Source organism: Pseudomonas sp. WC1 (assembly GCF_050586565.1).
Lineage (GTDB): Bacteria > Pseudomonadota > Gammaproteobacteria > Pseudomonadales > Pseudomonadaceae > Aquipseudomonas.
Genome location: NZ_JBOBDQ010000005.1, coordinates 99,214 through 113,192 on the forward strand (window position 1 = coordinate 99,214; position 13,979 = coordinate 113,192).

At 65.9% G+C, this 13,979-nt stretch carries 10 protein-coding genes and 1 pseudogene; 4 read left to right on the forward strand and 7 right to left on the reverse strand.

The features are described 5' to 3' along the window. Window positions 1-17: 17 nt before the first annotated feature. The 4 genes and pseudogenes from ACQ4OD_RS03725 to feaR all read left to right on the forward strand — a co-directional run. Window positions 18-527, forward strand: a pseudogene (locus ACQ4OD_RS03725) (flavin reductase family protein); the annotation flags it as partial. A 475-nt stretch (window positions 528-1,002) separates the two neighbouring features. Next, window positions 1,003-2,502, forward strand: coding sequence for an APC family permease (locus ACQ4OD_RS03730; RefSeq protein WP_198754306.1), 1,500 nt, complete (start codon window positions 1,003-1,005; stop codon window positions 2,500-2,502). After that, entirely contained in the window at window positions 2,483-3,046 is a 564-nt protein-coding gene (locus ACQ4OD_RS03735) for a DUF3156 family protein (RefSeq protein WP_430943896.1), read from the forward strand. Before ACQ4OD_RS03730 ends, ACQ4OD_RS03735 begins: the two co-directional genes overlap by 20 nt. Window positions 3,047-3,218: 172 nt before the next feature. Then, a complete protein-coding gene (feaR, locus tag ACQ4OD_RS03740; RefSeq protein ID WP_139671387.1) occupies window positions 3,219-4,184 on the forward strand; it encodes a transcriptional regulator FeaR in 966 nt (321 codons plus the stop codon). Window positions 4,185-4,250: 66 nt separating this feature from the next. Here the strand turns inward: feaR and ACQ4OD_RS03745 are convergent, their stop codons facing one another. The 7 genes from ACQ4OD_RS03745 to ACQ4OD_RS03775 form a co-directional block, all read right to left on the reverse strand. Then, a complete protein-coding gene (locus ACQ4OD_RS03745) occupies window positions 4,251-4,616 on the reverse strand; it encodes a cupin domain-containing protein (protein WP_023631207.1) in 366 nt (121 codons plus the stop codon). 31 nt (window positions 4,617-4,647) lie between these two features. Beyond that, window positions 4,648-5,946, reverse strand: coding sequence for an NAD(P)/FAD-dependent oxidoreductase (locus tag ACQ4OD_RS03750; protein ID WP_430943897.1), 1,299 nt, complete (start codon window positions 5,944-5,946; stop codon window positions 4,648-4,650). A gap of 392 nt (window positions 5,947-6,338) precedes the next feature. Beyond that, on the reverse strand, window positions 6,339-7,496 hold the full coding sequence (gene cprA, locus ACQ4OD_RS03755) for a cationic peptide resistance protein CprA (protein ID WP_198754303.1): 1,158 nt from the start codon (window positions 7,494-7,496) through the stop codon (window positions 6,339-6,341). Window positions 7,497-7,862: 366 nt separating this feature from the next. Continuing rightward, window positions 7,863-8,543 (reverse strand): ligase-associated DNA damage response endonuclease PdeM, encoded by a 681-nt coding sequence (gene pdeM / locus ACQ4OD_RS03760; protein ID WP_430943898.1) that lies wholly within the window; start codon window positions 8,541-8,543, stop codon window positions 7,863-7,865. A gap of 4 nt (window positions 8,544-8,547) precedes the next feature. Beyond that, the gene (locus ACQ4OD_RS03765) at window positions 8,548-11,142 is read right to left on the reverse strand and encodes a ligase-associated DNA damage response DEXH box helicase (protein ID WP_430943899.1); all 2,595 of its coding nucleotides are present in this window, start codon (window positions 11,140-11,142) and stop codon (window positions 8,548-8,550) included. Beyond that, window positions 11,142-12,797, reverse strand: a complete 1,656-nt coding sequence (locus ACQ4OD_RS03770; RefSeq protein WP_430943900.1) for an ATP-dependent DNA ligase — start codon at window positions 12,795-12,797, stop codon at window positions 11,142-11,144. The genes ACQ4OD_RS03765 and ACQ4OD_RS03770 overlap by 1 nt, the downstream gene beginning before the upstream one ends. Continuing rightward, window positions 12,797-13,807: a ligase-associated DNA damage response exonuclease gene (locus tag ACQ4OD_RS03775; protein WP_198754299.1), complete on the reverse strand. Its 1,011-nt coding sequence runs from the start codon at window positions 13,805-13,807 to the stop codon at window positions 12,797-12,799. Before ACQ4OD_RS03775 ends, ACQ4OD_RS03770 begins: the two co-directional genes overlap by 1 nt. Window positions 13,808-13,979: the final 172 nt, after the last annotated feature.

Here is a 13,979-nt window from a genome sequence, read left to right on the forward strand (position 1 = left end):
CAATGATGGAGCCTTGCATGTCCATTCCCTTCGATAGCCGCGCCTTCCGCCGCGCCCTGGGCAACTTCGCCACCGGCGTTACCGTGATCACTGCCACCGACCCTGCGGGGCGCAAGGTCGGGGTCACCGCCAACAGCTTCAACTCGGTATCCCTCGAACCGCCGCTGGTGCTCTGGAGCATCGACAAGCGCTCCAGCAGCCATGCGGTGTTCGAGGCTGCCGGGCACTTTGCCGTGAATGTGCTGGCGGCCGACCAGGTCGACCTGTCCAACACCTTCGCCCGCCCCAGCGAAGACCGCTTTGCCGGCATCGAGCACGAGACCGGCGAGGGTGGCGCGCCTTTGTTGCCAGGCTGCTCGGCGCGTTTTCGCTGCGAGAAGTTCCAGCAGATCGACGGCGGTGATCACTGGATTCTCATTGGCCGGGTACTAGCCTTCGACGACCTAGGGGGGGCGCCGCTGCTCTATCACCAAGGCGCCTATTCCAGGGTCCTGCCGCATGAGCTGATGGATCGCTGCGCGCAGGGGTAACTGCGTCGAGGTGTTCGACGCCAGTGTTGCAGTGCCTGTGAAATCGAGCGCCGCCCGCGCGGCGCATCGCTGGCAAGCCAGCTCCCACATCTGTTTCGGGCCAGTTATGCCTGCGCCGCCGCGGCTGTACGCCTTGTGGGTACGATGCGGTTTCAGTGTGGGCACCACTGACGCTTCATCAGTCTCAAGACATGCGCTAAGGCGGACAGCGAAAACCTTACAGGACTGACTGGCCCGAAACAGATGTGGGAGCTGGCTTGCCAGCGATGCGCCGCGCGGGCGGCGCTCGATCTCAAGAGCGCTGCAAGGCTATCGCCTGGCACCTGGCAACACGGATCAAGGTCAGCGGCAGCCAGTGGCAAGACCTGCCTGGGTGAAGGCCGCAAAGTGACGGAGAAGACCCGGCGCACGCCAGCACTTGCGGCGCGCCGGGTAAGCGGTCATCTTTCTCTCGTCCACCCAGGGCCCACCCATGACATCCAATAATAAGCTCACCGAGCACTTGAACCGCGGCAGCGTCGGCTTCCCCACCGCGCTGGCAAGCACCGTCGGCCTGATCATGGCCAGCCCGGTGATCCTCACCGCGACCATGGGCTTCGGTATCGGCGGCAGCGCCTTCGCCGTGGCCATGCTGATCGCCGCAGTGATGATGCTGGCGCAATCGACCACCTTCGCCGAGGCGGCGGCGATCCTGCCCACCACCGGCTCTGTCTATGACTACATCAACTGCGGCATGGGCCGCTTTTTCGCCATCACCGGTACCCTGTCGGCGTACCTGATCGTGCATGTGTTCGCCGGCACCGCCGAGACCATCCTGTCCGGGGTCATGGCCCTGGTGAACTTCGAGCACCTCAATACCCTGGCCGAGTCGGCCGGCGGCTCCTGGCTGCTGGGGGTGGGCTTCGTGCTGGTGTTCGGCGTGCTCAACGCCTTTGGCGTGAGCGCTTTCGGCCGCGCCGAGGTGGTGCTGACCTTCGGCATGTGGACCACGCTGATGGTATTCGGCGTGCTCGGCCTGATCGCCGCGCCCGCCGTCGAGCTGGAAGGGCCATTCGGCGTGTCGCTGGTCGGCACCGACCTGATGACCATTCTGTCGCTGGTGGGCATGGCCATGTTCATGTTCGTCGGTTGCGAGTTCGTCACCCCCTTGGCCCCGGAACTGCGCCGTTCGGCCTGGGTGATGCCCAAGGCCATGGCGCTGGGGTTGTTCGGCGTGGCCAGTTGCATGTTCATCTACGGCGCGGCGATGAAGCGCCAGGTGGAGAACGTGGTGCTCGATGCGGCAAGCGGCGTGCACCTGCTGGACACCCCCATGGCCATCCCGCGTTTCGCCGAGCAGGTGATGGGCGATATCGGTCCGGTGTGGCTGGGCATCGGCTTCCTGTTCGCCGGCGCGGCCACCATCAACACGCTGATGGCCGGGGTGCCGCGGATTCTCTACGGCATGGCGGTGGATGGGGCGTTGCCCAAGGTGTTCACCTACCTGCACCCGCGCTTCAAGACCCCGCTGCTGTGCATCCTGGTGGTGGCGCTGATCCCGTGCCTGCATGCCTGGTACCTGGGCGGCAACACCGACAACATCCTGCACCTGGTGCTGGCGGCGGTATGCGCCTGGAGTACCGCGTACCTGCTGGTGACCCTGTCGGTGGTGATCCTGCGCATCCGTCGCCCGGACCTGCCGCGGGCCTATCGCTCGCCGCTGTTCCCGCTGCCGCAGATCGTCTCCAGCATCGGCATCCTGCTGGGCATGTGGTTCATCACCCCGCCGGGCATGAACCCGGCCGATGTCTATGTGCCGTTCGCCGTGATGCTTGGCGCCACCGCCGTCTACGCGCTGTTCTGGACCCTGTGCGTGCAGAAGGTCAACCCGTTCCGGCCGGCCAGGGTCGAGGATGTGCTGGAGAAGGAGTTCGCCGCCGAGCCCGGTCAGCCTCATAGCGAGCAGGTGTGCCATGTCGGCAAGCTGGCTTGAGCGCCTGAACGGGCCACGCGCTCCGGCCGGGTATCGGCCCGGGGCGACCCTGGCGCGTTTGGGGCGCAACCTCGGAATACCGGATTTGCAATCCGCAGCATCCTTTACCTACCGCGAGGATGGTCCACGTATCGAGGTGCGTGAGCGCACCGAAAGCCACCTGCTGATGCACCTGGTCATGTGCGAGTTCATCCTGCGCGTGCCAGCCAGTGGCCAGGGCACGCTGCGCGCCGAACTGCACCACACCGGCATGCTGCGGCGCAGCGGGCTGGGCTGCCGCCTGCGCAGCGGTGACCGGCTATTGTTCGAAGCACTCAAGGCGCGTCTGGCAGCAATGCAGGCCGCCCTGATGCCCTTGGACTTCAAGCGCCTGGCCATCGACTGCAGTAACAGTCAGTGGCAGGTGACCCTGGAGCACATGGGCGCTAGCGAAGTGGTCAACCGGATGCCCGCCTTGCGTCGCTATATCCCCCTCACAACCGAACAGCGCCACCATCTCTGGCTGGCGTTCGACGGGTTGGCGTACGCCCTGCGCGACCTCTGAATCCTGTAGGAGCGGCTTTAGCCGCGATCACCCGCAAAGCGGGTGCCAGGCACCGCGACACCTGCATCGCGACTGAAGCCGCTCCTACAAGAGATGACAGTTGTACGTTCATTGATAACATGTTAACAATTACTCCATAACAACAACCGTTGCTGTGGAGGTCGCCATGCCCATGCCCCAGCCCGCTTCAGTTCACAGCGCAAGCCCGCCCCAGGACGGCCTGGAGCGCTGGACGACGGCCATGCAGAAAGTCTGCGGCCAGTTCCAGACCGAACTTGCCTTCAACCGCTCGCTGTTCATCGGCGAGATATCGACCTACAACCGCGCCGGCCTGGCCCTGGCCAATCTGCGCACCAATGCCGGCAATATCCGCCGCCTGGGCGACAACCCCGACCGCGACGACGACCAGCATTGCTTTCTGGTCAGCCAGCGCATGGGCTACTCGCAAATCACCCAGGGCGGCGCGAGTATCCAGCTTTCGCCAGGCGAGCTGCTGTTGATGGATTCGGTGGGCCCGTGCGAGATCACTCCGTTCGGCCTGATCGAGCATGTTTCGCTGTCACTGTCCCGCGAGCAGGTGCGCAAGCATCTTGCGAAGCAGGGCGCGACCTTCGGCAAGATCTCCTCGACCAACGCCTGCGGGCGCATGCTGCACCTGCTGATGGACCAGCTGTGCCGTGAAGGCGACGAGGCCGGGGCAACCCAGGGCGAGGCGCTGCAGGCGGCGTTCATCGCTCTGCTGGAGCCGGGCTTCGAGCGCGGTGATGACAACCCCGGCTCGGTGGCCGGGCTCGGCGGCGTCAGCCTGCGGGGCTATGTGCAGAAGGTCATCGACGAGTCGCTGGGCCAGCCCGGGTTGACCCCGGCAAACCTGGCCGAGCGCCTGAGCATTTCGGTGCGCCATCTGTACCGGTTGTTCGAGGAGGAGGGTGACAGCGTGTGCCGTTACATCCAGCGCTCGCGGCTCAAGCGCAGCGCCGATGATCTGTCCAACCCGTTCCTCAAGCGCGAGTCGATCACCTCGATCGCCTACAAGTGGGGGTTCACCGATTCGGCGCATTTCAGCCGGGCATTCAAGAAGCAGTTCGAGCAGTCGCCGAAGGATTTCCGAGCGATGGCGTTGATGGCGGGGCGCTAAAGCATCGCCGGCTTGTCCTTGCGACAAACCGCGTGGAAAGGGCCGCAAAGCGGCCCCAAGGATTTATCACGCTAGCGCAAGGTAATGCTTCACAAATGTCTCGCTCAACACTTCCCACAGCACCGGTGTGCCCTTGGTCACGAACCACGCATCACCCGCTTTGTAGCGTGTCACCTGCCCGGTGGATTCATCGGTCAGCTGGATCTCGCCGGTCACGATCACCGCCTGCTCGCTGAACGGATAGACCATGCGGAACTTGCCCTGGGTGGTGCCGAAATAGGCACTGCTGACCGGGTCGGTCGGGGCGCCGTGGGTCATCTTGCCGTAGCACTTTACCTCGCCTTCGAGGATGGTCGAGCCGAGGTCGGCAACGGTGCCCCAGGCGTCGAGTTCGGACAGCTGCACACCCTGGCGGACGGCGGTGAGGGTCATGGTGGTTCTCCTGGTTTTTGTTCAAAAGGAATCAACGGCGGCCGTTGAAGAAGCCCGACAGCTGATGCACGGTCTTGCCGGCGGTCAGCAGCAGTGGGCGGATATGGTCCTTGCCGAGGATGCGCGCGTGCTTGACCGAACTGATCAGGTCATAGCGGGCCGAGCCTTCGCTCATGCCCTCGGCGAGGATCTTGCAGATGATGTGGCTGGGGGTGACGCCAAAGCCCGAGTAGCCCTGCACGTAGAAGGCGTTGGGGCGGTTGCTCAGGGTGCCGATCTGCGGGAACAGGTTGGCGCTGGTGGCCATCGGCCCGCCCCAGGCCAGGTCGATGCGCACGTCCTTGAGGTAGGGGAAGATCTTCAGCATCAGGTTGCGGTTCCAGGCCTTGAGGTCCTTGGGAATATGCTCCACGAACGGCGTGGCGGCACCGAACAGCAGGCGGTTCTCGCGGGTGACGCGGTAGTAGTCGATCACCGGGCGGATATCGCTGTAGGCGCCGCGGATCGGGCTGATGCGCTGGATGAGCTCGTCCGATAGTGGCTCGGTCATCAGCTGGAAGGCATAGGTGTTGACGGTGCGCGCATGCAGTTCGGGTTCGAGCTTGTTGAGGAAGCTGTCGCAGGCCCACAGCAGCTTGCTGGCCTTGACCGAGCCGCGCCCGGTGCGCACGGTGATGCGCTCGCCGTAGTGCACCTCCAGTGCCGGGCTGTGCTCGAAGATCCGGGCACCATGGCCGACCAGGGCCTGGGCCTCGCCAAGCAGCAGGTTTAGTGAGTGCACGTGGCCGCCGCCCATGTGCAGCAGGGCGCTGCTGTAGGCGTCGGAGCCGATGATCTGCCTGACCTCCGAGCCGCCGAGAAAGCGGATCTCGTCCTTGCCGTTGATGGCCTTGAAGTCCTTCTCCCAGGCGCGCAGGGTCTTTTCCTGGCGGGCGTTGAAGCCCATGTAGCCGTAGCCGTGGCAGAAGTCGGCGTCGATCTGGTAGCGGGCGATGCGCGCCTTGATGATGCTGGCGCCCAGCTCGCTGATCTCGAAGATCTCGCGCAGGCCTTTGTCGCCCACGCTGCTCTTGATCTTCTCCAGGTCGTGGCCGATGCCGGCCATGATCTGCCCGCCGTTGCGCCCGGTGCCGCCGAAGCCCAGGTAGCGGGCCTCGAGCACGACGACATTGGTGATGCCTTGCTCGGCCAGTTCCAGGGCGGTGTTGATGCCCGAGAAGCCGCCGCCGATCACCACGACATCGGCTTCGATGTCGCTTTCCAGGGTGGGGAAGCTGAGGTTGTACTTCTTGGTGGCGGTGTAGTACGTCGGCGTTTCGATGTTGATCATGGCGCAGCCTGGACAGTTGGAATTGTTGGACAGCACGGCTTGCACAAGCGCTGGCGGTTGCAGGTATTGAGCACCTAACGACAGGTAGGTGTCTTGCCTGGGACTGCCAGGGTTTTGCTTCAGGCTGCCAAGTTGTCCATCGCGTCCAACACCGTAGGCATACGGCGGCAGCATGACCTCCACGGGAGAAGTGGTGATCATGCGCTTCATGAATATGTTAAGTAAATCAACCTCTGTGGCTAACGCCAGTCAGTTTAGCGATAGGGGCCGCTTTGCGGCCCATCGCCGGCAAGCCGGCTCCCACAGATACAGCGCAGGCCTTACTAATTGCGCGGTCCCTGTGGGAGCCGGCTTGCCGGCGATAGGCTGCGTAGCAGCCCCTGTGACGCTTATTACTTGAAATCCCACTGCATCTGCGTGGCGATGCTCACACCGCTGGACGACCTGACACAGACGTCCAGGTAGTCGGTGAAGCGTGGCGGCATGGCAATGCCTTCTTCCAGCAGGCGGCTGTTGTCGAACAGGTAGTTGAGGTCGGCGAAGCCGCTGTACAGGCGCAAGGCACGCAGCACCAGCCGTGGGTTGGCCGGGCCGATGCGGGTCTCGAAATCGCCGGCCAGCGATTTCAGGTCGTCTACCTCGACCTTGCGATAGCGCTCGCCCACCGGTTGCTCGCCATTGGCCAAGGCGAAGGCCTGGTCGATCTCGGCGAAGGTGCAGGCCGAATGATGGCCGGCAGAGATATGGTAGAGGTCATGACCCAGGCGTGGCTTGAGCGCCAGGCCGATCAGCGCCTCGGCGCAGTAGTCCACCGGGATCACGTCGATCTGCTCGTCCAGACCGCAGGTGAAGCTCTCCAGGGCGAAGCCCATGCGGAACACCCAGAAGATGCTCCCCGAGGCCTGGCAGCCGAGGCTGCGGTGGCCGACCACGATGGACGGCCGCGCCACCACCAGCGGCAGGGTGGGTAGCTCTTCGCGCAGGCGCCGCTCGATTTCGGCTTTTGACGCGGTGTAGTCCACCAGTTGCTGCGCGGCCTCGGGAAACTCCCACGATTCGCTGATCGGCGACTCGCGCTGTGGGCCGCAGCACATGGCGGTACCGACGTGGAGGAAACGCTTGAGACGGCTGGAGCGGCTCAGCACCTGGGCAAAGGCGTAGGTGCCCTCGACGTTTACCGGCCAGATATTGGGGTTCTTCGAGAACGAGGCCACGGCGGCGCAATTGATCACTCGGTCGAGCTGCATCAGACGCGGCGTCTCGCGAGCCAGCCAAGTGGTGTCGAGGAAGTCGCCGCAGAGGATCTGCGCTTCGCTCAGGGCCTGGCCCTGGCTGTCGTCGACACCGTGCTGGCGCAGGTTGTCGCGCAGGCGTTGCAGGCCCTGCGCCGGGTTATCGGCGCGAACGAGGAAGCACAGGGCCTCGGCATGCCCTTCGGCGATCATCTGGGCGGCGACGGCGCCACCGAGAAAACCTGTGGCACCGGTCAGCAGAATACGCTCCTGGGCTGGACACGGGAGGGTGGGCGTATGAATGGCGGGGGTGTTCATGGGTTTCCTCGGCAAGTAATTTGCCAGTGCTTCATTCTTTGGAATGGGTGTGAAAGTTACGTGAAAAGTTTGCTCGTGCGACTAATTCAAGTCCGGAGCTATTGGGTTTTTGATAAGCATGGCGCGAGCCGATATCACCTCGGTAAGCGCGTCGTTTGGGAATCATGGCCCTGCACCGCGCAGGCAGATAGCGGCGAAGAGCAGGGCGGCGAGTCATTGTCTGGCGGGCCGATGGTTATTTCAATTAACTGTTGGCGCAGTTATGCAGGTTTTTGGTGAAACAATTTTAATGGGCTATGAGCAGATGTAAGCAGCTGTATCGAATATGTAAATATATTTAAATTTGCACGCGGTTAATTGTTCGTATCACTTCAATTGTTCGGGCACTTCCCAGATCCCTCCATCACCGATGACATAGACCCGCTGACCCGTTCCCGGCTGCAGCGTCATCGCGCCGGTGAAGCTGCCGAACGACGGCAACAAGGTCAGGTGCTCGCCGACCAGGAAACAGGGCAGGCGCACCTGTTGGCGGCCACGGCCGCGCAGGCGGTACGCCGGATGCACATGGCCCGCCAGTACATGCCGCTGCGGGTGCGCGCAGGGCTCGTGGTGCAGGGCGAACGGGCCGAGTGGCAGCGGCTCGGCCACCACCTCGATGCCCAGCCCGGCCGGCGGATCACCGGCCTGTCGGTCATGGTTGCCGCGCACCAGGGTGATGGGCAGCGCCGCATGGCGGGCGCGCCACTCGGCAAGCGCTGCCAGGGTTCGCGGGGTCCTGCCTTTGGCGCTGTGCAGGAAGTCGCCGAGAAATACCAGGTGCTGGCAGGCAAAGCGCTGCAGCAGGGCATCCAGGCGTTGCAGGTTGCAGGCGGTGGTGCCACTGGGCACTGGCTGGCCCAGTGCCCGGTAGCCGGCTGCCTTGCCCAGATGAAGGTCGGCGATCAACAGGGTCCGCCGCTCTGGCCACCACAGGGCTTTTTCCGCCAGCAGGCAGAGTTCGGTGCCGGCCACCTTTACGCTGATGTGTGAAGGAAGGGTGCTGGCCATGGCCTCAGGACCGCTGCCTGGCCGGGCGTGGCCGGCCGTCCTTGCTGCGCCTGGCCTTGTGCGCGCGGCCAGGTTCACGCGTGTCATCCTCGACCATCAGCGTGGTCAACGCCGCAGGCTCCTGTGCCCCGGCACCTGCGGCCTGCTCCAGGTCGCTGACCATGCGCCGGATCCGGTCGGCGAGTTTTTCCGAGCTGAGGCTCTCGCGAAAGCGCTCGACCATCAGCGGAAAGGCGAACGGTGTGGCGCGCCTGATGCTTCGCAGTTGCAGCGGCAGAGGCTGCAAGCGCTGCAGGGTCTGGCGCAGGCGTTGCACATCCAGCTCCTGGCTCAGCACCTCCTGGCGGGCCTGGGTCAGTAGCAGGTTTTCCGGGTCGTGCTGCCTGAACACATCGAAGTACAGCCCGCTGGAGGCCTGCAACTGGCGCGCGCTCTTCGGCGCACCGGGGTAGCCGGTGAACACCAGTCCGGCGATCCGGGCGATCTCGCGAAAGCGCCGGCGCGCCAGCTCGCCGGCATTGAGACTGGCTAGCACCTCGGGCAACAGGTCTTGGCTGTCGAACAGCGCCGGGGTCAGGGCACCGGCGTAGTCGATGGCGCTGGCGCACAGCAGTTCCAGGCCGTAGTCGTTGACCGCGATGGAGAAACTCAGCGGCGTATCCCGGGCCAGGCGCCAGGCCAGCAAGCTGGCCAGGCCCAGGTGCACCGAGCGCCCGGCGAAGGGATAGAGAAACAGATGCCAGCCCTCGCGGGACTTCAGGGTCTCGGCCAGCAGGACGTTTTTGCCGGGCAGCGCCGACCAGGCTTTCTGCACCTCCAGCAACGGGCGCAGCAGGCGCATTTCCGGGCCTTGGAAGACACCCTGGTCCGCCGCGTCCAGTTCGGCCAGCATCGCCTCGGCCAGTTCGCCCGAGAGCGGCATGCGCCCGCCGTTCCAGCGCGGGATGGCGGCCTTGCGGTCGCTGGCGCGGCGCACGTAGACAGTCATTTCGCGCACCTCTACCAGCTCCAGGGTGCGGCCGGCGAACAGGAAATGGTCGCCTGGGCGCAGGCGGGCGATGAAGCCTTCCTCGACGCTGCCCAGCGATCCGCTGCCACCGCGCGCCCAGAACTTCACGGTCAGGCTGGCATCGCTGACCAGGGTACCGATGCTCATGCGGTGACGCCGTGCCAGGCGTGCATCGGGCACCCGCCAGCGGCCTTCTGCGTCCGGCTCGGCGCGGCGGAAATCGGGGTAGGCCGTGAGCGAGAGACCGCCGTGGCGGATGAACGCCAGGGCCCATGCCCATTGCGTGTCGCTCAGGTCGCGGTACGACCAGGCGCTGCGCACTTCGGCGAGCATGTCCTGGGCCTCAAAGCCATCGCCGAGGGCCATGCTCACCAGGTGCTGGACCAGCACATCCAGTGGCCGCTCGGGGGCCTGGCGCGCCTCGACCTTGCCCTGGGCCACCGCCCTGCGTGCGGCTGCCGCCTCCAGCAGTTCCAGGCTGTGGGTCGGCACCAGCGTGGCGCGCGAGGGCCGGCCGGGGGCGTGGCCGGAGCGCCCGGCGCGCTGCATCAGGCGCGCCACTCCTTTGGCCGAGCCGACCTGTAGCACGCGCTCCACGGGCAGGAAGTCGACCCCCAGGTCCAGGCTGGACGTACAGACCACCGCCTTCAACTGGCCTTTCTTCAAGGCCAGCTCCACCCAGTCGCGCACCTCACGCGACAGCGAACCATGGTGCAGTGCCAACAGCCCAGCCCAATCGGGCCGCGCCTGCAACAGCGCCTGGTACCAGGTCTCCGCCTGCGAGCGGGTGTTGGTGAACACCAGCGTGGTGGCGCTGCCTTGCAATTGCTCGACGACCTGCCCGAGCATGCGCAGGCCCAAGTGCCCGGCCCAGGGAAAGCGTTCGATGGCGGGCGGCAGCAGGGTGTCGATACGCAGGTCCTTGGCGTCGTGCCCCTGCACCAGGCGGCCCGCCGGCATCAGCACTTGCCGCGCGTGATCCAGGTTGCCCAGCGTGGCCGAAAGCGCCCAGACCAGCAGCGACGGCTGCCAGCAGCGCAGGCGGGCGAGGGCCAGTTGCAACTGCACGCCCCGTTTGTTGCCGAGCAACTCGTGCCATTCATCCACCACCAGCATGCACAGGCCGGCGAACGCCTCGCACGCATTGGCCTGGGTCAGCAGCAGCGTCAGGCTTTCCGGTGTGGTGATCAGGACGCTGGGCAGGCGCCGTGCCTGGCGGGCGCGTTCGGCGCTGCCGGTGTCGCCGGTGCGCAGGCCGATGCTCCAGCCGATCCCCAGGTCGTCCAGGGGGGCCTGCAGCGCCCTGGCTGTGTCGGCAGCCAGGGCTCGCATGGGGGTGACCCACAGCAGGGTCAGCGGCGCCATGGCGGGCTTGGCGCGACGTGCCGGCATGGGCTGGGAGGCATACTGCCCGGCGAAGCGATCCAGCGCGGCGAACCACACGGCATAGGTCTTGCCGGCGCCGGTGGCGGCGTGCAGCAGCCCCGATTCGCCGTCGGCCACGGCTTGCCAGACGGCCTTCTGGAAGGTGAACGGCTTCCAGCCGCGCTCGGTGAACCAGCGGCTGGAAGGCTGGCGGCGCTTGACCATCACAGCAGTCCCTGCAAGGTGGCCAGCGTGTCGGCCTGTTCGATGGTCTTGTCGGTGCGCCAGCGCAGCATGCGTGGAAAGCGCACCGCGATGCCGCTCTTGTGGCGCTTGGACAGGGCGATGCCTTCGAAACCCAGTTCGAACACCAGGGTCGGGGTGACGCTGCGTACCGGACCGAACTTGTCCACCGTGGTCCTGCGCACGATAGCATCGACCTTGCGCATCTCTTCGTCCGTGAGACCGGAGTAGGCCTTGGCGAAGGGCACCAGCACCCGCTCGCCCGGGGCACTGTCGTCCCATACCGCGAAGGTGTAATCGCTGTACAGGCTGGCGCGCCGGCCATGGCCGCGCTGGGCATAGATCAACACCGCGTCGATGCTGAACGGGTCGATCTTCCATTTCCACCACAGGCCCAGGTCGCGGGTGCGGCCCACGCCATACAACGAGTCACGGCGCTTGAGCATCATGCCCTCGACGCCCAGCTGGCGCGAGGCCTCGCGCTGGCGGGCGAGTGCCTGCCAGTCGTCGCCGGCCACGCGCGGCGACAGGCGCAAATGCGCATCGCCGATGCTATCGACCAGCGCCTCGAGCTGCTCCCGACGCTGTTCCTGGCTGCGGCTGCGCCAGTCTTCGCCTTGCCACTCCAGCAGGTCATAGGCCAGCAGCGCGGCGGGCAACTCGTCCAGCAGCTTCTTGCCCAAGGTCTTGCGGCCGATGCGTTGCTGCAGCAGGGCGAACGGCTGGACGCCGAACGGGGAGTCGCCATTGTCGGCAGGTGCTTTCCAGATCACCAGCTCGCCATCGAGCACGGTGCCATCGGGCAGCGCGGCGGCCAGGCGGGCGAGTTCGGGGAAGCGCTCGGTGATCAGCTCCTCGCCCCGCGACCACAGCCAGGCACGCCCATCCCGTTTCACCAGTTGGGCGCGGATGCCGTCCCACTTCCATTCCACCAGCCACTGCTGGGGCGGGCCGAGCACCGCGTCGAAACGCTCGAGCGGCTCCTGCAGCGGGTGGGCGAGGAAGAACGGGTAGGGCTGACCGCCGCGCTGGGCATGTTCCTCGGCCGACTCCTGGGCGACCAACGCCAGGTAGCGCTGGGGCGTCGGCTGGTGCGCAAGGTCGGTGTAGCCGACCATGCGCTGCGCGACACGCTTGGCGTCGACCCCGGCCAGCGCGGCCAGGGCGCGGGTCACCAGCAGTTTCGAGACACCGACGCGAAAACCACCGGTGAGCAGCTTGAGGCTGACCATCAGGCTTTGCCGGTCGAGCCGCGTCCACAGCGCCTGCAAGCGCGGCGCGAGTTCCTCGGGGGGCAGGCCGCGCAGCGGCAGCAGTTGCTCCAGCCACCACTGCAAACTTTCATCCGCGACCTGGGTGGACTCTGGCAGCAACAGCGAAAGGGTTTCGGCGAAGTCGCCGACGGCCTGGTAGCTCTCCTCGAACAACCACTCGGGCAGGCCGCACAGGCGGATCGCCAGGTCGCGCAGCACACGGGTCGGCACCACCTGGCGGGGGCGCCCGCCAGCGAGAAAGTACACCGCCCAGGCGGCATCGGCAGGTGGCGCGGTGGCCAGGTAGTCCTGCAGCGCGGCGAGCTTGGCATTGCTCGAGGTGGTGGCATCGAGCCGGGCGTAGAGTTCGGCGAAGGCTCTCATCAGTTGGTCGGCTCCAGGCTGTCGTCTTCCTCGCCGTACTCGGTCTGGAAGGCTCGGGCATCCAGGCCCCGTTCGGTCAGGTAGCGAACAAGCACGTTGACCTGGCCGTGAGTGACCATCACCCGCTCGGCACCGCTCTGCTCGATGGCCCAGAGTAGGCCGGGCCAGTCGGCGTGGTCGGAGAGCACGAAGCCCCGGTCAACGCCGCGCCGACGGCGCGCCCCGCGCAGCAGCATCCAGCCGCTGGCGAAGGCGTCGCTGTAGTCGCCGAAACGGCGCATCCAGGTACTGCCGCCCGCCGAGGGTGGGGCGAGGACCAGCGCCCGCTGCAGCAAGGGATCGCCCTTGGCGGTCGCCGTGGCGGGCAGGGTTTCGGGCAGGCGCACACCGGCGGCGCGATAGACCCGGTTCAGCGGCTCCACCGCGCCATGCACCAGCACCGGGCCGATGCTGGCGTCGATGCCGTGGAGAATCCGCTGGGCCTTGCCGAAGGCGTAGGCGAACAGCACGCTCGGCCGCCCGGCGGCGGCATTGGCGCGCCACCAGGCGTCGATGTCGGCGAAAACGCAGGCCTGGGGTTGCCAACGGTAGATCGGCAGGCCGAAGGTCGATTCGCTGATGAAGGTGTGGCAGCGCACAGGGTCGAAGGCTTCGCAGGTGCCGTCCCGCTCGACCTTGTAGTCGCCAGAGGCGACCCACACCTCGCCGCGGTATGCCAGGCGCACCTGGGCCGAGCCGAGCACGTGGCCGGCGGGGTGAAAGCTCAGGGTCACGCCGTGGTGCGCAAGCGGCGTGCCGTAGGGCAGGGTCTGCAGGTCGATGTCCTCGCCCAGGCGGGCGCGCAGTATCCCGGCGCCGGGCGTCGCGGCGAGGTAGTGGCGATTGCCGCGCCGGGCATGGTCACCGTGAGCGTGGGTGATCACTGCTCGATCGACCGGCCGCCAGGGGTCGATGTAGAAATCACCGGGTGGGCAGTACAGCCCTTCGGGGCGCGCGACGATCAGCTCCATGGCTCACCTTGGCCTGGGGGTTAACAGCTCAGAGCGTCGGCAGGCGCATCAGGTTCATAGTTCGTTGCAGGCAATGCACGTGCTGCCACCGTTCATCGTCTCTGTCGAACACCTCGGGCGGGCGTGGCTCAACCGGAGGCAATGCCCATTCTCGATAACCGACGAGGTCTGC